At 40.2% G+C, this 23,148-nt stretch carries 17 protein-coding genes; 8 read left to right on the top strand and 9 right to left on the bottom strand.

Annotation, left to right across the window (positions count from 1 at the left end; translation table 11 throughout):
• Positions 1 to 98: 98 nt before the first annotated feature.
• The 5 genes from DRED_RS07630 to DRED_RS07610 form a co-directional block, all read right to left on the bottom strand.
• Positions 99 to 521, bottom strand: a complete 423-nt coding sequence (locus tag DRED_RS07630) for a hypothetical protein (protein ID WP_011877761.1) — start codon at positions 519 to 521, stop codon at positions 99 to 101.
• Between the two features lie 142 nt (positions 522 to 663).
• Positions 664 to 1,527: a DNRLRE domain-containing protein gene (locus DRED_RS07625; protein ID WP_011877760.1), complete on the bottom strand. Its 864-nt coding sequence runs from the start codon at positions 1,525 to 1,527 to the stop codon at positions 664 to 666.
• 97 nt (positions 1,528 to 1,624) lie between these two features.
• Positions 1,625 to 4,105, bottom strand: a complete 2,481-nt coding sequence (locus DRED_RS18250; RefSeq protein ID WP_011877759.1) for a glycosyltransferase — start codon at positions 4,103 to 4,105, stop codon at positions 1,625 to 1,627.
• Entirely contained in the window at positions 4,102 to 5,859 is a 1,758-nt protein-coding gene (locus tag DRED_RS07615) for a glycosyltransferase (RefSeq protein WP_011877758.1), read from the bottom strand. Before DRED_RS07615 ends, DRED_RS18250 begins: the two co-directional genes overlap by 4 nt.
• Positions 5,856 to 7,778, bottom strand: coding sequence for a tetratricopeptide repeat-containing glycosyltransferase family 2 protein (locus DRED_RS07610; RefSeq protein WP_011877757.1), 1,923 nt, complete (start codon positions 7,776 to 7,778; stop codon positions 5,856 to 5,858). Before DRED_RS07610 ends, DRED_RS07615 begins: the two co-directional genes overlap by 4 nt.
• A 116-nt stretch (positions 7,779 to 7,894) precedes the next feature.
• Between DRED_RS07610 and DRED_RS07605 the strand changes: the two genes are divergently transcribed.
• From DRED_RS07605 to DRED_RS07590, 4 genes are all read left to right on the top strand, one after another.
• Positions 7,895 to 8,941 (top strand): DUF6385 domain-containing protein, encoded by a 1,047-nt coding sequence (locus DRED_RS07605; RefSeq protein WP_011877756.1) that lies wholly within the window; start codon positions 7,895 to 7,897, stop codon positions 8,939 to 8,941.
• A 95-nt stretch (positions 8,942 to 9,036) separates the two neighbouring features.
• A complete protein-coding gene (locus DRED_RS07600; protein WP_011877755.1) occupies positions 9,037 to 9,360 on the top strand; it encodes a hypothetical protein in 324 nt (107 codons plus the stop codon).
• Positions 9,361 to 9,460: 100 nt separating this feature from the next.
• Complete coding sequence (locus DRED_RS07595; RefSeq protein WP_011876571.1) at positions 9,461 to 10,864, top strand: IS1380-like element ISDre4 family transposase; 1,404 nt, start codon at positions 9,461 to 9,463, stop codon at positions 10,862 to 10,864.
• 223 nt (positions 10,865 to 11,087) lie between these two features.
• Positions 11,088 to 12,104, top strand: a complete 1,017-nt coding sequence (locus DRED_RS07590; RefSeq protein WP_011877754.1) for a hypothetical protein — start codon at positions 11,088 to 11,090, stop codon at positions 12,102 to 12,104.
• A 79-nt stretch (positions 12,105 to 12,183) separates the two neighbouring features.
• On the opposite strand, the gene DRED_RS07585 is transcribed toward DRED_RS07590, so the two are convergent.
• Entirely contained in the window at positions 12,184 to 12,642 is a 459-nt protein-coding gene (locus DRED_RS07585) for a hypothetical protein (protein WP_011877753.1), read from the bottom strand.
• Between the two features lie 179 nt (positions 12,643 to 12,821).
• Here DRED_RS07585 and DRED_RS07580 point away from each other — a divergent pair, with 179 nt between their 5' ends.
• Genes DRED_RS07580 through DRED_RS07570 form a run of 3 tightly spaced genes read left to right on the top strand, consistent with a single transcriptional unit; the run spans position 12,822 to position 18,822 of the window.
• Entirely contained in the window at positions 12,822 to 14,729 is a 1,908-nt protein-coding gene (locus DRED_RS07580) for a glycosyltransferase family 2 protein (RefSeq protein ID WP_156779617.1), read from the top strand.
• Complete coding sequence (locus DRED_RS07575) at positions 14,714 to 17,110, top strand: glycosyltransferase (protein WP_011877751.1); 2,397 nt, start codon at positions 14,714 to 14,716, stop codon at positions 17,108 to 17,110. Before DRED_RS07580 ends, DRED_RS07575 begins: the two co-directional genes overlap by 16 nt.
• Complete coding sequence (locus tag DRED_RS07570) at positions 17,107 to 18,822, top strand: glycosyltransferase (protein ID WP_011877750.1); 1,716 nt, start codon at positions 17,107 to 17,109, stop codon at positions 18,820 to 18,822. Before DRED_RS07575 ends, DRED_RS07570 begins: the two co-directional genes overlap by 4 nt.
• A gap of 189 nt (positions 18,823 to 19,011) precedes the next feature.
• Here the strand turns inward: DRED_RS07570 and DRED_RS07565 are convergent, their stop codons facing one another.
• Genes DRED_RS07565 through DRED_RS07555 form a run of 3 tightly spaced genes read right to left on the bottom strand, consistent with a single transcriptional unit; the run spans position 19,012 to position 22,666 of the window.
• Positions 19,012 to 19,881 carry a hypothetical protein gene (locus tag DRED_RS07565; RefSeq protein WP_011877749.1) on the bottom strand — a complete coding sequence of 290 codons (870 nt, stop codon included), beginning with the start codon at positions 19,879 to 19,881 and terminating at the stop codon, positions 19,012 to 19,014.
• Entirely contained in the window at positions 19,878 to 21,254 is a 1,377-nt protein-coding gene (locus tag DRED_RS07560) for a phosphomannomutase/phosphoglucomutase (protein WP_011877748.1), read from the bottom strand. Before DRED_RS07560 ends, DRED_RS07565 begins: the two co-directional genes overlap by 4 nt.
• 26 nt (positions 21,255 to 21,280) lie before the next feature.
• Complete coding sequence (locus tag DRED_RS07555) at positions 21,281 to 22,666, bottom strand: mannose-1-phosphate guanylyltransferase/mannose-6-phosphate isomerase (protein ID WP_011877747.1); 1,386 nt, start codon at positions 22,664 to 22,666, stop codon at positions 21,281 to 21,283.
• Between the two features lie 92 nt (positions 22,667 to 22,758).
• On the opposite strand from DRED_RS07555, the gene DRED_RS19540 reads away from it, so the two are divergent.
• Positions 22,759 to 22,890, top strand: coding sequence for a UDP binding domain-containing protein (locus tag DRED_RS19540; protein WP_156779732.1), 132 nt, complete (start codon positions 22,759 to 22,761; stop codon positions 22,888 to 22,890).
• Positions 22,891 to 23,148: the final 258 nt, after the last annotated feature.

Below are 23,148 nucleotides of genomic sequence, written 5' to 3'. Positions count from 1 at the left end.
TCGCAGCCCATACCCCACAGAACCAGCTGTTCAGATTTACCGCAACTAGCTCTTCAGAAATTGATTCACAGCATTGCGCAAAAAAACAAGCCTGCCCCTCATATGGATGGCTTTACATTGATAGTTTGGTATTGACAAAGAACAACACTAAGGTCCATTCTGATGATGGCCTTTATAACTCCATCAACCAGTTCAAATTCCTCACAGGCAGCAGAATAGGTTAACACTGGGTCCACAGGATAACTACACAAGTGAAAACCTTCGGGTAATGTAATGAAATCATTACCCCGACCAATGCAATAATCATATCCAAATTCAAACTGGTATTCCAAAGATACGTAATAATCGAAGATAACCTTGGGTTCTGGACCAGTGAAATCTAAATTTACATTTTTTAGCAATACATAAGATTTCTCCCCCACTGCCTTTGGGGGGAAATTTGGATTAGGACAGATAATCCTTTTTACCTTACTTTTGTTAATTGTGTTTAAAACTTCCGTGTAAATTCTAACATCCCCCAAGACAGCTCACCTCCATGTTTAATAGTATTGTGCATCATCCTTTAGTGTCACCTTGTTTTATTACCAATTATGGGATAGAACAAAATATAAAAGAGGTCTTAGCTAAAAATGACCTCTTTTATATTCAATACTTATATTTAACTCAAAACCTGCCCTGCAGCCAAATTTTAATATTGCCCTCCTCGCAATCACCCGGATACAGGCGAAATTTAAGTCTGGCATAGCGTGTAAAAAAATTATTAATAAAAACATGTGTTTGGCCGGGTAATAATTCAATTTCTGGTTCTTCGTCTATAAAATTTTCACTATCCGGACCGCATTGCAATTTAACCAGTATTATACAATACCCAATATTCTGTGCTATAAAGCTGTAATCTGAATAATTCCATACCTCTTGCGTACTACTGAAACCTTCTGCTTCTTTAACAACGTGACTTTCTTCTTTATCAACTGTACGTTTCTTTTTAGTTGATTTCGTATCAACTATTAACAACGGGTGTTTTGAACATTCCGGGCTGTTTGAACTGCAAAAAATCAGCAAACCGCTGGTGGTAAAATTCAAGGGAAGCAATGCTAACCCGTTATTGTCCAGCCTTCCGGAATGCCAGGCTATTGCTAATTTGGTTACATCTACAGAAATTGAAGTATATTTATTAAATATGGGGATTTTTTTTTGCATTTTTGGTATTGTGGCCGGACGGTTTGTATATTTGGTAAAACAATCCCAAAAGGGTTCCGCCAAAGCCTGAAGGCCTATAAATTCAGGCGGTTGACCCTCAAAGGGAGGGGTGTAAAAAAACATTTTAAGGTTTGCATTGATAACCCTTTCATGGCAGGGAATAGAAGACAGGTCAAAACAAATATAGGATAAATAATTAGTCAAAAACATATAACCCAAACCTGTTTTTCCAACCGGAAGAAAAGGTGAATTACACTGAGCTTCCTGATACTTTTTGTCACTGATAACGAAGGTATCCTTTGCAACAGGAATATTAAATATAGTCATAAAGACTACACCTCATGATTTTTCTATAGAATATGTTGAAAAAACATTATATGTGAAAAAGATTAAACAATAACAACATTACATATAATTAAGTTGGTTAATCCTCCACCCACCGGACCAAATTGGGACAAGGGTCAAGGATAGATTCGTATTGCTTCGCTATGCCGTAAATACTTTGGGGGTCTAACTGCTTATAACGGTAATATTTCTTAAGTCTATCTTCCGGTTTCATCCAACCTAGGTGCTTTATTCTAAGCGGGTGCTTCTCTCCCTTTAAATCCAAAATGTTTACCGGAAGTCTCCCGCAATGCTGGGGAGTCTCTTTCCAGCGGTAATTAAAATTCGGAACATACCTGATCATAAAGGGACGGTACCATTTATGGCTACACCAGTATTCATCTTCCCGATAGTGGGTTTCACTCCACATATCATACAACCGAAAGGAATAAGAATAAATATCCTCACGTTCTGCCGATATTCTTAGCGTTTTCAGATCGTTGTTTTCAAATAGTTCATCGGCATCCAGTATTATAATCCAGTCCGGGTTGGTGTCTACGGTCATTTGCCAGAGCTTTTTTCTCAAAACTATTTCATTGTTAAAACTGGCTGACTTGTTGGAAACTATAGTCAACGGAATACCCTCTAATACTCTTTTACATATATCTACAGTATCATCCTCACTGGCATCATCCAAAATTACCACGTTGTCAGCATACTGTTTGGCCTGTTCTAAAACCTTCTCCAAATACCTCCCGGCCTCATTTCTCACCAGCATAGCCAGTGTAATTTTATTCCCCTTTCCCCTTCTCTTTTTAGGTTTTTTAGTACTATCTTTTTTACCGACCTTACCTCGCACGGGGTTAAGCTTCTTTTTATATTCTTTAAGCTCACTTAATTCTGACTCCCTGTAAATATGAAAGGGCGGGAAGTAAGTATCTGCATAAAGCTCAAACCCCAATGCCACTGCCCTGATACAAAAATGCCTGTCTTCGCCCCAAAAACTGAGGTTATATATCTCACTAAAGGATACTCCCTTTGCTAAAGCCTTTTGACTGATTAAGGTACAGGCACCTAATCCGCCAACTTTATAGGTTCCCGGTTTTGATAACTTTTCAATGAATTCTTCAATTCTTTGAATTTTTTCCTCTTCACTTAATGCCTGCCCCCTGGAAACATGATATAGCTCGTATTGATCTGAACCCCAAACCTGGGGAAGTATTTTAAACTCAGGCCCCCACCTGGTCCAAAATACCTCGGAAACAATGTCTTTTTTTAGAGAGATTAAATGCTTTATTGTTTTGGGATGAAGATATAAATCTGAATCAACAAGAAATAGATAGTCATATCCCTCTTCAAGGGCCATTTTAATAAAACTATTTTTATAGGCAGCTACCTTCCAAATTAGTTCTTCAGACCAACGATGGGTTTCCTCATCACAAATATAGCTATCATTAGATGTGGCTTTAATAATACGAACGTTTTTTTTACCTCGGCTAAATTTTTCAAGAAGATTATGCTCATTATTGTCATTAATAAAGACAAAATCAAGTTCCAACTCTGATTTTTCTAGTTTGTTTAATGATTCAAGGAATTGCTTTAATATAACTTCCTTTTGTTTGACGGGGCTTGCAACCATTACCCTTGTTTTCATAAAGCTCTCCTTTCCTCTGGAATCAATTGATTTCTCTAGAGTATCGGCAGCCTTAAGGTATCTTTTTAAGCCCTGGTTTGCTAACCTCCTCATTAATATCAAGTCCTTTTGTTCCGGCAGCATTAGCAGTGACTTATTGATAAAATCCATCAATTCTTCCAAGCGTCCCAATTGCAATAGGCCTATGGCAGTGTTTAAAATAACATCCTCGAAATAACCCTCTGATCCCCTCAATTGTGTTAGTGCCTTTTTTAGACATTGAACCCCCTCAAGGATGTTTTTCCTTTGGTAATGTTCAAGGGCTAAAGAATATAAAAGAAACGGGTCATTTGGTTTGTTTGCCAACTCCTTGGTTATAATTAATGTGTTGCGTAAAAACTTATCCTTTTTTATGACTTCTTCATCCAGATAACCATAGTGGTTAATAACCAGAGGTGCCACAGCCAGACCACTACCATCATTGGCTTTTAGGATTGAGGGTGCCACCTGTTCATGTATGGCGCCTGTAAAACGATATTCAGTCTTGTTTCTAAATAATCTAACAACCTTATCTTGGGCCATTTCTTTACCGTCGCCATGATAATTATTAATATGCAAAAAATAACCTTCCACAGTCTCATTGCCAAGCAGATCATAGAATTCTTCCAACCCCATAGGCACTAGGACTTCATCTGCGTCAAGCACAAGAACCCACTGGCCGGTGGCCTGTGCCAAACAAAAATTTCTAGCCTGGGAAAAATCACCTGTCCATGTAAAGTTTAAAACCCTGGCACCCGCCGCCCGAGCCAGGTGAATGGTATTGTCTAAAGACCCGGTATCTACCACGACTATTTCATCTACAAGGTATTTAGCACTGTTAATACAATTTAATAGACAGTGCTGCTCATTTTTAGTAATCAGACACAGGCTTACCTTTATTTCTTTCATGCCATAAAACCACCGGTTCCAAATTTATAGTTAAAAAATTCCTTTAAATTATTAGATTTGTTTTTGTAATATTGCTCCAAGGTAAGGTAACCGTCCGGCGAAGAACCTGTTATCATCTTTTCCAAAATACTAATCACTTGATTAAGATAAGGACATCTTTGACCATCTCTATCCGGTAGATAGTGATAGCACATATCCAGTAGGGTTATTGAACTTTTCATTAATTCCAAATCATTAACCTTGGCAGGATACCTTAAAATCTCTTCTCCTTGCATAAAGTTGCTTAAAGTTAATACCGCCCTTGCAGTATCCTTGGACATTTTGTTTTTCCACATTTCAAGACCCAGGTTCCTACCTTCTTTAAATCGCCCCGCTAACAGCAAGGCCACTGCCCTGTGGGTTTGTGCTGTGGTGAATAAATCACTGGCTTCAGGGATTTGAACCATATAGTTCAGCCCCATTTGAAATCTGCCAGAATAGATGTTGTACCTCCCTAGTTGAAAAACAACTTCTTCTGTTTTATGTGAAATTTCCTCTAACAATTCCAGACACCCTTTGGCTAAGCCGGGATATCCCGAGTTAAAAAACAAGTCAGCTACGGTCAAAGCGAGATCCGATTTTTTTAAATAACCTTTCTTTTTGAAATAGTTAAGGGTGTAACCGGGACCGAACCTGCCTAACATTAACAAAAATAAATTGCATACCGGGTAAATATAGCTGTCATTTACCTCTAAGGCCCGTTCGTAACATTCCTGTGCCACGTCAACCTGACCAAGTTTCTCATAACAAAATCCCAGGTGGTAATGGGCTAAAAAACCCCCGGTGCCGTTCATGTGGCTGTAGATAACCGGCGGAACGCCGCATTTAACGGCCTGCTCAAGCCATTTAATAGCCAGCTTATACTCTGCTTTTTCTTCAAAGGCTATGCCGCCAAGATAATAAATATCCGTATAATCAGGATATTTGAAAGCCGTCTCCTGACTTAGACAGATGGTTTGGTCATAATTTCCCAAGGCATTAAGACAAATTAACAAATAGCGTAAGGACGGGGCACGAAAAAGTAAATGGTTATCAGTAAGGTTTTGGTAAGCACTTTGCAAAAATGGAAGGGCCCTTGCGGGCTTACCCAATCCCAGCCATTCTACACCAATATAATATTGTAAAAAATAGTTATCCGGCTCTTCAGAAATTGCTTTTTTCAGTGCCGTTAAGTTCCGGCCTCTCTTACGATTACGCTCCTTCGGAGAAATCATGCTATGTTTAATAAATATATTATCCGCCAGCCCCACAACCTCGTGATTATGAACAACTACCTGCTCGTGAATTTTACCCTTAAAGTGGTAACCTTTGTTATTTCTAAACAAACGAAGTACAAGAAAGCGGTTGTATTCGTCAGTGGATTTAGCAATGGGGTAGTCTAGTGGCAACATATAGGCATCTATTTTATTGTCCCGTGAAACCAGTTCTTTCAGTTGTCCCGGTTCACAAACCAAGCTTTCGTCAGCATCAAGGAACAGAATCCAATCCCCACCTGCCCTGGCAATAGCATAGTTCCGGGCCGCACTAAAATCTTCGTCCCAAAGATAAAAATATACTTTATCCGTATATTTAGCGGCTACCTCCAGGGTATTATCCGTAGAACCGGTATCCACTATAACAATCTCATCCACCTGGTCTCTGACACTATCAAGGCAGGTACCAAGGTTTTCCGATTCATTCTTTACAATCATAACCAGGGTAATGGTATTTTTCATTCAAGAGGAACCTCCCCTTTGATCTTCTCAGACCGATCCTCGTAAAGCTTACTTTGGCTAATATAGTAGCGTGGCTGGGACGGGTCAAGCTCGATGGCGTAACGGTAATGGTGGTCAGCCTCTATAAAATCCCCTAACTCCCGGTGGGTTTCCGCCAGTAAAAAATGAGCCTCACCGTTCTGGTTTGCTTCTATATATTCTTGTAAAAGTTCTACTGTTTTTTCATAGTAACCATGCTCGTGGTAAAGTCTTATAATGTCCAACATCCGATCACCCAAGCATTTAGGGTCTACCCTGCTAAAGAGTTCTTCTACCCTGGTCAGTTCGCTAAGATAAAGCAATCTCCCGACTATATCCAGTAAAAGTGTAACAGCATCTTTACCCAGGAATATTCTGTGAACATATTTTCTCTTTTCCTGAGACCTTAATAAAAGTCTTAAAATACTCTCCGTGTCCTCCGCAGGTTCTAGGGTGCGAATTTCCTGAACAAGGGATCGAACCTTTCGCTTTTTGCCCTGAACCCAAAAACATAATATTTGGTTAAATTTTGCCAGGGGATAAATATAGCTGTCCGCAGTATATTCATTCAATATCCTGAGAGCTTCCAGAAACCTTCTTTCCTGTATTAAACAAAAGGACTTTCTAAAAAGTATTTCTGCAGATGAGTTACCCATTCTGATTAATCTTTCCAAAAATTCTAAAGTTAACTTATAGGCCCCTTGTTGAAAAAATATATTTGACAGGATAAGAGTGGCCTGGGGACTGCTAAAGTCAAGGACTTTTTCCAAACATTCCCTGGTGTATTCAGGGTTTTCCCTAGGTTTTAGGATTTTAATAATCCTTTCCAGGGCAGGTTGAAAGCCGGGATTGTCACGTAAGCTTTCCAGGTAATAGCGTAGCGCTTCTTCGTAGTTTAAAAAAACTTCTGCTATTTCACCCAGGTGATACAAGGACCTAAAACCCCTTACCCCGGCAAAGGAAGCATATTGAGGCGGCTGTTCCGGTAAGGCAACCGCTTGTAAGAAAAGCTCTACAGCTTTATGGTAGTGTTTTAACTGCAGTAAACTAAGTCCACCGTAATAATGCAAGTCTGCATAGTTGGGGAAAAGCTGCAGCCCCTGCCTGATTACATCTAGGGCTTTTGCCGGCTGACCGCCGGAATGGTAAGCAAGAACAATATACCTTAATAACTTGGGGAAATAGATGGTACTGCTATCTGTATTGTTAGCTGCCTGAATCAATACCTCCGCTGCTTCCCCGTATCTTTCAGCCCGGTACAGTTCCACTCCGTAGTGGTATTTCAACAGGTAATTTCCCGGGTTCTCTACCATTTCCTTTTGAATGATATGAAGATTCCTGTTTTTTTTATCCTTCTGGTCTATTTGACTGTCTAAATATCCGTAGTGAATGATAATAATATCTTCTGCTATACGATAGGTAGCCTGTTTGTTTTTTTCCAGGATAACATCAGCTATTTGCTCATGTATGGCCCCACGAAACCTGTATTGTGACCTGTTTTTAAAAAGCCGAAAGACCAGATCCGGGCAGGTTTCCGTCCAGCCCTCTTTGCCTAGATAGTTAATAATTTTAATAAAGTAACCCTCCACCTGCTCATCAGCCACATACTTGACCAGTACCTCTCTACTCTCCCCAGCAAGTTCCTCATCAGCATCTAAAAATAAAATCCAATCACCTGTAGCCTTGGCTAAAGAAAAGTTGCGGGCATCACTGAAGTTATTATTCCACTCAAAGGAGTAAATTCTTGCTCCCATTTCACGGGCTATTTTACAGGTATTATCAGTGGACCCCGTGTCTACTACAATTATTTCGTTAACAACACCGGTAACACTTGCCAGACACCGACGTATGTTACCTTCCTCATTTTTAACGATCATACACAAACTAATCCGGTTACCCATAGTTATAACTCCTTGTAGTAATTTTTTTTTTAAAATATGCATGAGAATTGTAACTTTCCACACTTTTACAAAATAACCTAAAGCAAAGCATAAATTTACAAAGGAGGAAATTTATAATGCCTAACTTTAAAATTTTTCAAGATAACCCGGATTACGCCAGGATAAAAATCTATGGTAATAAGGATGTTTCTGTTAATACAGATACCTCGGGTAACCTTGGCATCACCTCAACCGGGTTAGCTATTACTCCACCCTCCGGTGGTCTAGCCATTACACCGCCTACTAACGGCTTAACAATTACCTCTACTGGTCTGGCCATTACTGCACCCACTAACGGTCTTACCGTTACTGCCTCTGCAGACGGGTTAGCTATTACTCCACCCTCCGGTGGTCTAGCCATTACACCGCCTACTAACGGCTTAACAATTACCTCTACTGGTCTGGCCATTACTGCACCCACTAACGGTCTTACCGTTACTGCCTCTGCAGACGGGTTAGCTATTACTCCACCCTCCGGTGGTTTAGCCATTACACCGCCTACTAACGGCTTAACAATTACCTCTACTGGTCTGGCCATTACTGCACCCACTAACGGTCTTACCGTTACTGCCTCTGCAGACGGGTTAGCTATTACTCCACCCTCCGGTGGTTTAGCCATTACACCGCCTACTAACGGCTTAACAATTACCTCTACTGGTCTGGCCATTACTGCACCCACTAACGGTCTTACCGTTACTGCCTCTGCAGACGGGTTAGCTATTACTCCACCTACCAACGGTATATTAATTACTTCAACCGGGTTAGCTGTTACAGGCACACTGTCTACCACACTGGCTACCACCGATGTATCAGCAACAATAGCAAATAAAACCAATACAACCAGTTCACCAGACGAAACCTACAACGTTCTGGGTATTGCCGCCTGGACCTTTGGGGTGGTAAACGCCTCTACAGTTGCCGATGCCCAGGCTCTGGTTAAACTTCAGATTAGCCCCGATGCCGTTAACTGGATAGATGAAATTAGCAACGTTACCATTAACCAAAATACTGTAAAAACCTTTGTTGCAACTACCTTCCTGAAGTATGCCCGGATTTCCTACGCAGCAGTTAGCGCAGGTAGTGCCGTGACACTAAACATCTTCTTCCAGGGTCAGACCTCTTAAGAACTGAAGACAAATGCAAGATCGTTGCCTTTTTGGATCAGGCTTTTGTGAATGTACGTTTAGCTATAAGGCTTCGCTATTAAGGGGATGATATTATGACCCAAAAAAAATATTTGGAACAACTAATTGCTCAGCAGTCACAAATGCTTGAACTGCAGAAGATGCAATTATCTTTATTGAAAGAAACCGTCAACCAATTACAGGGGCTAACAAAAACCCATCAGAACCAAAGAGGTTTACTAGAATTACCTCGTCAAAATTTTAAAGTTTCTAATGAGATACCCCTTAAAACCCAATTATACGATGTCAACCAACAATTACAGGGGTTACCGCTATCGGCATTTAAAGACCTCCGAGTGGCGTCCATTACCCCGGTGGTTGGCTGGACCTTTAACTACAATATTAACCTGAATCCGTAAAGTAATTTTCTGCCTCACCCCATAATTTATAGGGAAATGAAGGAATATGTAGAAATATACATCTAATCGATATTTCTAATCTTCACCTCAGGGGTGCAACATGAAAAAGATAAGAAACAAGAAAATCAAAACCAAAAACAGAGACGATGATAGGCTCACTATCTTTGAAATTGAACAAGGTGACGAAGAGCTAACCACCCATTCGGGCTTAGCTCTTATCGGAGCCTTACTGACTAATACCAAGATAAAAACACGACTGAACAATACAATGTCTGCTGAACAAAAGAAACCCCATATTTCTAATGGAAGTGTTGGTATTGCCTACATTGGCTTGTTATGCCAAGGCAAGAGTGATTTTGACCACATTGAACCCTTTCGAGAAGATAATTTCTTTGCAATCTCGTTAAACATCAAAGAGACACCGTCAAGCCCAACCCTTCGCCAACGATTAGATATGGTTGCTAAAGATAAGCAATGGAATAATATCCTGTTGGAAGAATCTGCGGGGCTAATCAAAAAAACAAATGCACCACTAACCCCAGTGTACCTGGGTCAAGAAAATAGAGCTTATCTTCCACTAGATATTGATGTGTCTCCCTTTGATAACTCCAACACCAAAAAAGAAGGGGTCTCCCGCACCTACAAAGGCACCGATGGTTACGCTCCCATCTTTGCATATCTAGCAAAGGAAGGTTATTGCGTAAATACTGAGCTACGCCAAGGGAGTGAACATTGCCAAAAGAACACCTCAGAATTCGTTGCCGAAAGCATTCGCTATGCCAGAAAAATTACCCAGTTGCCTTTGCTTTTAAGGATGGACTCAGGCAATGACAGCGCTAGTAATATTGAAATTTGCTTAAATGATGATACTAAGGCTGATTTCATTATTAAGCGAAACCTTCGCAAAGAAACCCCTGAAGGGTGGCTACTATTGGCAAAGAACAATAAAGATATTTACTGCCAGGAACGTGAAGGTAAAAAAGTCTACTATGGTTCCATGATGAAATACAAAAAGGAGCTGAAAAGAGAAATCAGGGTAGTTTACAAAATTACCGAAAGAACCTTTGGTAAAGATGGCCAGATATTTCTCGTACCCCAGGTGGAGGCAGAAACCTATTGGACCTCATTGCCAGACCCTCCACATGTAATCGAAAGACTATACCACGAACATGGCACCAGTGAGCAGTTTCACAGCGAACTTAAGACAGACCTGGATTTAGAAAGACTGCCCTCTGGCAAATTTGACACTAACAACCTAATACTACATTTTGGAGTAGTGGCCTACAATCTGTTGCGCATGATAGGACAATCAACAACTAGAATGCAGCATGTGCCCTTGCGAAAGCAGGCAGAACGCCGTAGGATTAGGACGGTGATTCAGAACTTAATCACGTTGGCATCACGGTTAGTTTCACATGCAAGAAAGAAGAAATTACGATTTGGAAAGCACAGTCCCTGGTTTGAAACATTTAAACAAGCTTACTCTGTGTGTTTAGCAAGATAGAAATATCCACAGAACGATAAAACTTTGCACTAAAAGGAGTGCTTAGATTTTTATTGCCAAATTTAAGCTCAATACTATTGAGAGATTCATTAAATGCTAGTGGCAATTCTTAAAATATAAATTTTTACATATTTTACTGAAAGATAAGGTTACAGAATAGGTAACTCACGGATTCAGGATTAATTCTGATCTTATTAACTCCACCACAACCGGAAGCGGTACGGTGACACAGTCCAACAGTAAAGCCATTTTGCAAACTTCTGCAACCACAAGCTCAACCGCCAAGATTGAAACAAAAAGTACACTGCGCTATCAACCCGGTATGGGTGCCCTGGTACGGTTTACCGCCTTGTTTACCACCGGTAATTCAGGCAGTACGCAAATTATCGGTATCGGTGATACTAACGACGGTTTTTTCTTTGGCTATAACGGTTCATCCTTCGGAGTTTTACGCAGGAAAAACGGGTTAGATAACTGGACACCCCAAGCAAGTTGGAACATGGATAAGCTTGACGGCACCGGATCGAGTGGCTTAATCCTGGACCCCACCAAAGGTAATGTATATTCAATCCAATATCAATGGCTTGGCTTTGGCATGATTTATTTTTACATTGAAAACCAGAATACCGGTGATCTGCTGTTAGTACACAAAATACCCTATGCCAACGCAAATACAGACCCTTCAATCTTTAACCCAGTCCTGCCCCTTATGGCCCAGGTGTCAAACACTACCAATAACACCAATATCAAATTAGAAACCGCCTCGGCTATGGGCTTTATTGAAGGTATGTTAGATAATAATGCAATCATAACAAAGAACTCCATTGACACTTACAAAACTGGAATTACCACAGAAGTGGCTATATTAACTATCCGTAATAAAGATACTTTCCTAACAAAAACTAACCGGGTTAACATTAAACTGGCCTATCTGTCGGCGGGTTCAGACGGCAACAAAACTGTTACTATTCGCCTGATAAAAAACACCACGCTAGGCGGTACCCCGTCATACACAGACATTAACACTGACACTAGCGTTGTGGAATATGACACAGCAGGAACCACTCTGACAGGGGGCATAAGAATTCTAAATTTTAAACTGTCTAAAGTAGACGCTACGCAGTTAATTCTGCAGCCACTAAATATAAAATTAACTCCCGGCGATACCTTAACCATTTCGGCAGCTTCAGCAAGTGCTACGGAAATTGACGTGGGAATATCCTGGGAAGAATTATGGTAAAAAGATAAATCTCTTAAAATATAAAGTAACCCTACAGTTCACTGTAGGGTTACTTTGATGTTTTTGTAAACACTTATGTTTATGGACAGGTACCTTCCTCCACACAAATAATAGTTTGGGCACATAGGTTTTGCAGGGTAAAGCTGAAGGTTACTGGTCCTAAAACTGTATTGGGACTCTGGGTCCAGGTAATAGCAGCTGGGTCGCTAGTCATAGCATGAGTCATTGTAAAGGCATCGGCACAGTCACAGGTACCAACTCCGGAATTAAAGGTCAGTGCACCGGACTGATCCATTACACTGCAAAACTCCTCAAAGGTTCCACCCTCGTAGTTGTAGGAATACTTGAACTGAACATCATAGGAGAAAGAAATGGTAGGCACTGGATTAACGGTGAAAGCAACATTACGTAAGAGGCAGTTACATTCCGACACATCCCCCTGGCCTACCGGGGTATGAGCGGGGCTAGTGCAAACTACAGTCATACTGTGTGTCTTATTCAGGTCTGTAATCTCCTGAACACATATTTTCCTTGCCAATGGAAATACCTCCCCTTTGATTAAGTTAATGTATAATATTCTAACTTTTGACATTGGTTACAAGGAGTGTAAATTTTTTCAATAGTGTCCAAGTAATTTTTTTTTGCATATGGTACTAAGAAAAGAACCTATTGGGGGTATCTGACTTGTGCCATAACCAGTGCCTAATTAGCCTATGTATGATTGTAAAAAATGAAGAGTCCAATATCGAACGCTGTTTATCAAGTGTTCGGGATTACGTAGATGAAATGCTTGTGTTGGATACAGGCTCCAGTGACCTGACACCTTTGTTAGCCAGAGAACAGGGGGCTATTGTTCGGTTTGGCCAGTGGGAAAATGATTTTAGCAAGGCCAGAAATCAAAGCTTACAACAGGCTCGAGGGGAATGGATCTTATATCTAGATGCAGACGAAGAACTACCGCCGGAAACCGGCCGGGAACTGCGCCGGTTAGCAAATAAAAGTGAAGCCGAAGCCTTTTCCTTCAAAATAATTAATTTTACATCCTCTTCTGACGGTGCCCAAAAATCACAAGGCATAAATATCAGGATGTTTAAAAACAACCCTAACTATGTTTTTGAAGGTGCCCTCCACGAGCAGATTCAACCTAGTATTCTTCGCCATAACCCTGAAGCAAAAATTTTGTATACCGATTTAGAAATATTACACTACGGGTATTGCCTGAATAATCCTGAGCGTACCAAAAAAACACAACGTAACATTGCCATATTGCTACAAATGCTGGCTGAAAAACCCGCAGATGATTTCAGCCACTATAATTTAGGGGTTAGTTATTATGTCAACGGTCAATGGGAAAAGGCCAGGGAACATTATCACCTGGCTAAAAAATATGCTTCTAAAACAGCCAGCTACCTACCGGGCCTCTTTAGAAATTATGCGGTATGTCTATGCAGCCTTGGGGAATACGAGACATTCCTAAACCTTCTTCAGGAGGGATTATCTCTTTTTCCAGACTACCCCGACCTTTACTTCCTGCAGGGTCAAGTCTACACTGATTTAAAACTGTACGTTGCTGCTGAAGACAGTTTTCTTCAATGTCTCCGGTTTACCAAGGTTAACCCAAACTATATCTCCACCACAGGGGTAACAAATTACTTAGCCTGCGAACAACTGGCAGATATTTATTGTTACCTGCAGCAGTGGAATAAAGCACTGGATTACCAGTTAAGGGCAGTTAACTCCGGGGCAAAAACCTATGCTGCCGCCCAGAGACTGGCCCAAATAGCTTCTCAACATTTTCTAAGCCCTGAGGAAACATTTAGCTTTCTACAAAATAATCTTACTCATTTAAAACATCTGGATTTAATTAAGTTATTATTCAAAATTAATGAGCACCGGCTTTTCTTACAAAAACTAGAATCAATACCACAACCTACACCTGGCATATTGTTACTGGGTATTAAATCCTGTCTTTATCTAAGGGATTGGTCAAAAATTAAAAGGCTAATATCCCAAATCCCCCCTGGAAGTAAGGAATTGGAGGAGGCTCGGTTATTAGTATGTATTGGCAATATTATAAGCTCTGATGCAGAAACTCCGGTTATTGATAATTTAGAGGTTACTGTCAATGAGTTTGCCAATATTAATAACCCATGTTCCTCTTCTTTTCTTAATTTTGCTTATCAGTTAATTATCTATGATCAAAAACAAGCTCTTAAATTCTTTGCCCAAGTATTGAACAGTAATGATCTACCCGTTTTTTACCACCAACTTAGCCAGTATGCCTTTTCTCATAATAATTACCCGTTAACACAGAAACTACAGGTTATGGCCATCTCCCATGGTTACAGGGATTCCGATATTCTTAACCTACTGGGGCAGACTTTTACCAAGTTGGGTCATGATATCGAAGGAGTGTATTTGGGTATACTTGCCTGCCGGGAACAACAAGACAGTAAAAATTATATCCTTTTATTAAATAACCTATCTCAATATTTCATCAATTCTTTGCAAAATATCACCGCATCATTACCCCACTTTCCCTTAATAAATAAGCATTTCTTATCTTTATCAACCTTTAAAGCTAAACTTGCAAGAAAGGAAGAGTCATTTTGCCAGCTACCATAAGTTTGTGTATGATTGCTAAAAATGAAGACCAGTTTATTGGCCGGTGTATCCAAAGTGCCCTTCCTTACGTAAACCAGGTTGTCGTAGTTGACACAGGTTCAAGCGACAAAACACCAGAAATTGCTGAAGAACTTGGAGCTGAAGTTTGGCACTTTTCCTGGATAGATGACTTCAGTGCGGCCAGAAATTTCTCCCTGGAAAAGGCAACGGGGGACTGGGTTATATTTATGGATTGTGATGAAGAATTTGATCAGACCCAAGTAGAAAACCTGCTGGCCGGGGTAGAATCAAGTAAGTATGATGCCTATTATATCAATGTAAGAAACTTACTGGGGGGGAATAATACTGTGACCTTCCAGTCAATAAGGTTATTTCGTAATTTATCCCAGTTCAGGTTTAAAGGAAAAATCCATGAGCAAATTTCTGATTCTGTCCTACAGCATTCCGGTGCCGGAAGAATAGGCAGGCTAAATTTTAATCTAATTCACCATGGTTACAATCCAGAGCAGGTTAATATTCAATCTAAAATTGCCAGGAATGTTCATCTGCTGGAAAAACAACAGCATCAACCCGAAGGACAGGAAGGATTTTATTTTTATAACATAGGTGTTGAATATGTACGTCAGGGGCAATACCAAAGGGCTTTGGAGAACTTTATTCAATCTTTAAAGGTTACAAATAATACCTCCGGCTATGCCCCACCACTGGTGAATAAGCTAATTGTCTGTCTGATAGAACTAAATAGGTACCGGGACGCCCTGGAGCAGCTTTCCTACTTTCAAAGTGTTTACCCGGACTACAGTGACTTGTATCTTTTGGAGGCCGCCTGCCATTTAAGGTGCGGCCGTTATTCCCTGGCTGCCCAAAGCATAAATAAAGCCCAACACAGAAAAAATTTGAATCCAAATTATCCCTCAGAAGGTACCATTTTTAACCAATCCCCTGAACAAATCCTGTCTCAATTACAGCCCCTTTTGCTAGCTAAGTTCAAAAAATTTAAATTAAATGTTTCTATACTGACCAAGAATGAAGAGAAAAACATTCATAAATGCATTCGCAGTATAAGTGAAATAGCTGATAAAGTTTTAATCATTGTAACTGAATGTTCAGATAACACTTTGCATATAGCTTACCAGATGGGTGCCCATCTTTACCGAGTAAACTGGGAAGACAGCTTTGCTAAGTTGAGAAATTTTGCCCTACAGCGGGTTGATGGGGACTGGATTTTGTTTCTAAACGGGGATGAAGAACTATGTCAAGCTGACCTGCCGGTTTTAATTAAGGAACTAAATAAAGCAATCGATAGTGGTTACAAAGTTAGAATAAGGACATTCTGGGGAGATGATGATAGAAATTACCAGGACAGCTCTTGCTGTAAAATTGTGCGTAACGATAAGACATTGTGCTACAGTTCCAGGTTACTCGAAGATATTGATCAGTCCATTATCCATAAACATGATCATAACAGGATATCCTGCCTCCCTGTTACCATCTTCAATCATGGGCCAAAATTAAGATCCCACTTAAGGGAAGCTGATTTTAAAAGCAACCTTAAATTAATAGTTAAAGATTTTAAAACATTGGGTAAAAATGCCCTTCTGCACCAGGCTATGGGCAATGAGTTTTATAAAATGAGAAGATATAAACCAGCCCTGGCTCACTTTAAGCGTGCTATGGTTTTATCCAAAGAAAAAGTCGCTGCGGGTCTTTATCTCGCTGTAATTAAATGTCTATGCAAACTAACACAATATAGAGAAGGATTAGAACTAGCCAATACTTCAGTTAATCAATTCCCGGACTATACGGATTTAATCTACTACCAGGGCTATTGTCATTTAAAGTTAAAAAACTGTCCTGAGGCACTGGAATGTTTTGAAAGGTGCTTCATACTCGGTGATGCACCCTGGCAAAAATACACCGTCCATTCAGGGGTTAGTAGTTATTTACCCCACTGCCGGTTAGCCGAGTTATACTTCCAGCAAGGTAATATCAAGAAAAGTCTAGAACATTACAGTTTTGCTGCAGTAAATCCTGCAGGAGCAGTTGAAGCTATCCCACACCTTACCCAATTATTATTATCAAATTATGAACAGGGTAAGGTACTGCAGTATTTTACGGAAAATGAACTGGATTCCTGCCATAATCTTTGTCAAGCTGCCATCAGCACCATTAAAAATGGCTGTTTATTGGAGAGTCTGGAGCTTTGGCAGGTAGCGGTAGAAAAATTTACCCATTCCCAAAATACTCAGGATTATCAATATATAGCTAAAGCAATGTTTCAATTGCTGGGGGATACCTATGGTGAAGCTGTAAAACAAAATCCTGCCTCACAACAGTTACTCCGAGTAGCACATTATTTTAAAACGGAGGCATTAAAATGAACTTGGTAAGTTACTTTCGAGTAAAGGAATATCAACTGCGGGCTGCACGGGTTAAATTTATTCAAAAACAGATTATCCAAAAGAAACCTGCTGATCAGAAAGAAGATACCGTACACGTAGTTTATTTATTAACCCACGTCAGTGTATGCGGCGGAGTAAAAATAATCTTAGAACACGCTAATGAACTGATTAACCAGGGTGTTCAGGTTAGCTTATTGAGTCACTATCCTAAACCGAGTTGGTTTGACATAAACGCTAATTATATTCAAATCCCTTTCGGTATCGAACTGGCCCGGGGTATTCCCCCTAACTGCGACCTAATAGTTGCCACCTACTGGGATCACCTGGGAACCTGTGTCGAGTCATGTATTGCCCCGGTTGTATATTTTGAGCAGGGAGATTTTCATTTATGGGATTGGGATAACGTTAGCCCGGATAGAAAAGAAATCATCTCAAAGCTCTATCAACTACCAAGTCATGTAATTACCTGCTCGGAAACAGGAGCTAAAAAAATTAAAGAAGTCTTTAATCGGGAGGCACCGGTATTTCACAATGCCCTGAATAACCAAGTATTTTTTGCCAAAGAACAAGCACCCATAGAACATATTGTCTTGGGTGTAGGCCGTGATATTACAAACTTCAAAAGAATACCTGATATTTGGGAAGCATGTCAAATAGTTCAGGACAGGGGGCATAACATAAGCTTTACCTGGGTAACACCCCAGCCTCCGAAAATCCCTTTGGGAACGGTGAAAATAAACCCTACCCAAGAGGAATTGGGAAACATTTACCGCCAGGCCTGGGTCTATGTATGTGCTTCTGAATATGAAACCTTTCCACTGCCCCCCCTGGAGGCAATGGCCTGCGGCACCCCGGTAATTACCACTCCAAATGACGGGGTACTGGCCTATGGACGGGATGGAGAGAACTGTTTAACCTTTCAGCCAGGCAACACCCAGGAACTGGCTGACAAAATTACCCTCCTGCTAGAAAACCCTAATCTCTATAAAAAACTGCAGGAAAATGGCTATAAGACTGCAGCCCGTTATAGCTGGGAGCAGATAATACCTAAACTAAAAGCTTATTATGAACAAGTATCCGGTTACCAACCAGTTGGCATAAATACCGAAAAGGATTGGGTAAAACTTCTGCCAATGGATTTTAGCCGGGAAGAGGTGCTAGCCCTCGAACAGCTTTTAAGTGGAACAGCGGCAGATGTCGTTTCTATGCCCTTTACCTATAATTTTGCTGATGAAATCTCTATTGTTCGCTGGCAGCCGGTATTCCAAAGAGTACTTGCTATGAGCGGTCAAGTAGACTGTCTTTATTGTTCCTTTAAAGATCGTTCGTTAGTTGATTATCCTTACAATGATGCTGTACATGAGCTGCTTGAACAAAGATATGGTGAGGCTATAAAAAAATTTAATGCTCATCTAGCTCAAACCAGCAATCTCTTGGAAGCAGCGGTATTATTAAGGTGGGTGGCCTGGTGTTTAATTAAGTCGGAACATTATGGTAAGGCCATAAGATTACTTGAGAAAGGGTTAAAATCATACCCATCCTATATAGACCTACATTATTTATATGGCTTGTTATGCCAACAATTGGGGCATCTTCAGCAGTCAGAAAATATAAAAGGTACCATAAGGACTTTGGGCGATGCGGTGGAATTTCCGGAATATATTAGGACAAAAGAGCTTATAACTGAGTAAATAGGCAGTGGTGGTTCTGTTATCAACCTACCGGCAAACAATGCCGGTAATTTTTTTGTAATGAACAATAAGACAAACTCCTACCTAAATATTTTGGGTAGGAGTTTATAAGTGATTCTCTTTGATTATTTTTTGTGTATTAACTTTATAGCTGAAAGGGTTCCGTAAAATCCGTAATTTTAGACAACCTCATTTTTCACTATACTCTTGTTCTGGTTTTAAGAATTGTAGTTTTACTTCTTGATGACAAGCATTGGGTATAAAACCGGAATAATTCTCAACATCAATTCTGTACCCCTGCTCAAACATCTTACTTAATTCATGAATCGAATAGCTAATTTCATCTCCTGCTCGATTATTAAAGATGTTTTGTACTTTATTAACCGGGTTGCAAAAGGTAATAGATTGTTTATAACAAAGAATGTATGGTTTGCTATCCACATAGCATCCTTTATTGGAACTCATATATGCTTCCAGGGTGTTGGGGTTGGCGAAGGGAAGTTGGAATAACAATGGCAAGATATCTTCTACTCTGTATACCGAACTGGAGACCTCCAGGGGGTAGCCAAAATCATGCTCTGCTACTGTCCAATCATATTTTAAAGTCTCATGCTCCAGTTCACAAAAAACAGGGCGTGCTTGTGCAGAGTTTAAAGCATAGCAGTAATTGATATTACTCCCTAATCTCAGGGAAAAACCCAGGGCGTCAGATTGTTTTTCTAAATTTAGGATTATTTTGTTTATGGAAAAGTCATGTACAAAAATATTATCATCGACTAAAAACAATATATAGGCATAGTTGAATAAATTAGAAAGAACTTGCTCCCTAAAATTATTTTCAGATATGAATTGCACTGAGCTATACTCTTTTATTAATTGATTATAATGCTTCAGGTGATAAGCATCAGAGGCCTTGTAAAGAATTTTTAAATCAATATTTTGTACATCCTTACAATGAAGATAAAGGGACCTTATTGTAGCATCTAACTGCATAGCTCTGTCTTTACTAAAGATTAATCCAACGGTATGGTTTTCCATGCTCCCGTTCATAACATTCATTTCATTCTCTCCAATGTATCAACAAAAGTTGTCTTTAATATGTTAACAATATCTCCTAAAGAGGCTTGATCTTTAGCCTCTGCCCTCATTACCACCACTGGCTGGGTATTTGAATATCGAAGTACCCCCCAGCCATTGGGAAAGATAACTCTGGCTCCATCTACATCAATGACCTCGTAACCTTCACCAACAAATTTTTCTTTAATCCTTTGGATTAATTCCTTCTTATAATTATCCGAAAAAGGCAATCGAATCTCAGGCGTTGAAACATAGGAAGGTATATTGTTCAACAGCTGGCTTAAAGATTTCTTGGATTGGCTTAGCAGTCTTAACAACCTAGCCCCGGCATAAAGGGCATCGTCATAGCCAAAATATTCGTCCGCAAAAAAGAAGTGACCGCTCATTTCACCAGTAAATAAAGCACCTACTTCTTTCATTTTGGCCTTAACCAACGAGTGGCCGGTTTTATAAAAGAAGGGGTTGCCGCCTAAGCTTTTGGCCTCCTCCACCAGGGCCTGGCTGCATTTTACTTCCACTATTACGGGGGTACCGGGGTTTTGGGGCAATATCTCCCGCCAGAATAAAATCTGCAAGATGTCTCCCCAAATTATTTTCCCCAGGTTATCCACCACCCCCAACCGGTCACCATCCCCATCAAAGGCCAGGCCCACATCGGCCTTCTCCTGTAAAACCCTTTGCTGCAGATCTCTTAAATTATCGGGAACGGTAGGATCAGGATGATGGTTGGGAAAACATGAATCAGACTCACAATATAACTCAATTACCTCACAGCCCAGCCTATTAAACAATTCCACTGCCAGCGGACCGGCAGTGCCGTTACCCGCGTCTATTACTACTTTCAGGGGACGGTATAAGTGTATTCTGGAAATTAAATACTTTAGATAATCTTCTTTAATATCATATTTAGTTAGTTGACCTAAACCAGATAAAAAATGGCCATCTACAACAATTTCCTTAATCCTTTGTATCTCTTTTCCGAAGATGGTGCTACCTGCGGAAGAAATTTTAAAACCGTTATCCTCTGGCGGATTGTGACTGCCGGTAATCATAACCCCTGCTGTTAATGACAGGTGCTGTAATCCAAAGTAGCATACCGGTGTCGGGTTTTCGCCGATGTCTATGACGTTACAGCCAGTCTGTAACAGACCTTTGTTTAAGGCTGTTTTTAGCCTGGGGGAACTGGCCCGGTTGTCTTGACAGACCACCACATCCCTTTCCCCTTTTTGAAGAAAATAGGTACCTAGGCCAAGGCCCAGCAATTCCACCGCCTCATCGGTAAAATCCGTTTGTTCCTTCCCCCTGATATCATACTCACGAAAGATATGAAAGTTTATACCATCCAAACCGCTCAAACTCCCCCCTAAGCACTTCTTGTTTGCTACTCCAAAGTTCCACTAGACCTACCAAAATCATCATCTAATCTTACGATATCGTCTTCATTTAAATACTCACCAAGCTGTACTTCTATGACTTCCAGTAAAACTTTACCTGGATTTTCCAACCTGTGCTTAAAGCCGGTCTGTACAAAGGTACTTTCACCGCTTCTGACAAAGGTTTCTTTACCTTCTATAGTAACCTTCGCTGTCCCCTTAACCACAACCCAGTGTTCACTACGATGGTGGTGCAGTTGGTAGCTTAATTTCTTTCCCGGCAGTACTGTTATACGTTTAATTTTATAGAAAAAACCCTCTTCTAAAATAGTGTAGGACCCCCAGGGGCGGTAGGCGGTTAAATGATAATCCGCTCTGGGATCATTCAGTTCTTTTAAACGATCGACAACTTCTTTAACCCGTTGGGAATGGTCTCTCCGACAAACAAGCAAGGCATCCTTCTGATCCACCAAAATAAGATCATGTACTCCTATCAAAGCCACTGCTTTCTCTTTGTTTGAGTAAAGCATGTTGTTAGATGAGTCAATTAAAATGTCCTTATCAAAGTTGAGATTTCCCTGTTCATCCACATCAAATTCATCGTAAAAGGCATCAAAACTTCCTAAATCGCTCCAGTGTACATCCAGGGGAATAACAGCTACATTTTTAGATTTTTCCATTAAACCATAATCAATTGATACACTTGGTGTTTGGTCATAAATATCAAGAATATTTGGGGACTTAAAAGCATCGCATACATCCGGTAAGTACTCTTTTACTTCCTGGCAAAAAATATCTGTTCTAAACATAAACATGCCACTATTCCAGAGGTAACCCATTGCTAAATAGTTTACAGCCGTTTCTTTATCCGGTTTTTCTTTAAACTGATCCACACGGTTACCAACCTGCAGGGGCTCTTTGGGTTTAATGTAGCCGTAACCGGTGTGAGGTTTAGTAGGACAAATGCCAAAGGTAATAATGTATTGATCCGCTAGATTTTCACCTTGTTTGATGGTATTTATAAACCGCTCTTCATCCTTAATCAAATGGTCAGAAGGGAAAACGACAGTAATATCATCTCCCTGCTTTTGAATCTCTTTCACTCCGTAATAAATAGCGGGTAATGTATTTTTACCCACAGGTTCAATTAAAATCTGTCGGTCATCTATTTGATGGCCCAGTTCTTCAATTTGCCCCACAACCAGAAATTTGTAGTTAATATTGGTAACAATATAGATTTGCTGATGATCTGTAAGTTTGAGACACCTTTCATAGGTCATTTGAAATATGGATCTTGCCATCTTTTTAATCTTTAAGAACTGCTTGGGGTAGTTAGTTCGGCTTAGAGGCCACAACCTTGTTCCGATCCCGCCAGCCAGAATGATTACTTTCATTGTTTGCTCCCCCAGGTCATAATTTAAAATAACATGATATAAAATATGCATTTAAGTTACAAAGGGTTAAATGATAATCATGTTAAGTAACAATTAACTCACCACAAACCGATGATACGCGGGAAGCTCCCTCCATTGTTATTATTAATGAACTGATTGATAAGGAAGCAACTATTAAAGCCTATGATCTAATGGCCCTGCTGGAAGGTTGTCCGTCAGGGTGATGAAATCAATATGTTAGCTGGAGTCCATCTAATATTTTAAACAAATCCATCTTCAGCAAAAAACGGCTGATTTTTCAGCCGTTTCAATTTTATTTATCTATTTTTACCGCTCCTTTCTTGTTAGCTCCTTCAGTTTCTTAATGACGAAACGGCAACACCGTTGATACTTGGTCGTAATAATGATTAAGGTGTCAGCGGACCAAGAAAACAGGCAGGTAATGCCAATTGGCCTTAGCCGGATCAGAAGTTACCAGTTCT

It is taken from the genome of Desulforamulus reducens MI-1, from assembly GCF_000016165.1.
Taxonomy (GTDB): domain Bacteria; phylum Bacillota; class Desulfotomaculia; order Desulfotomaculales; family Desulfotomaculaceae; genus Desulfotomaculum; species Desulfotomaculum reducens.
This window is presented reverse-complemented; position numbering and strand designations above follow the sequence as displayed.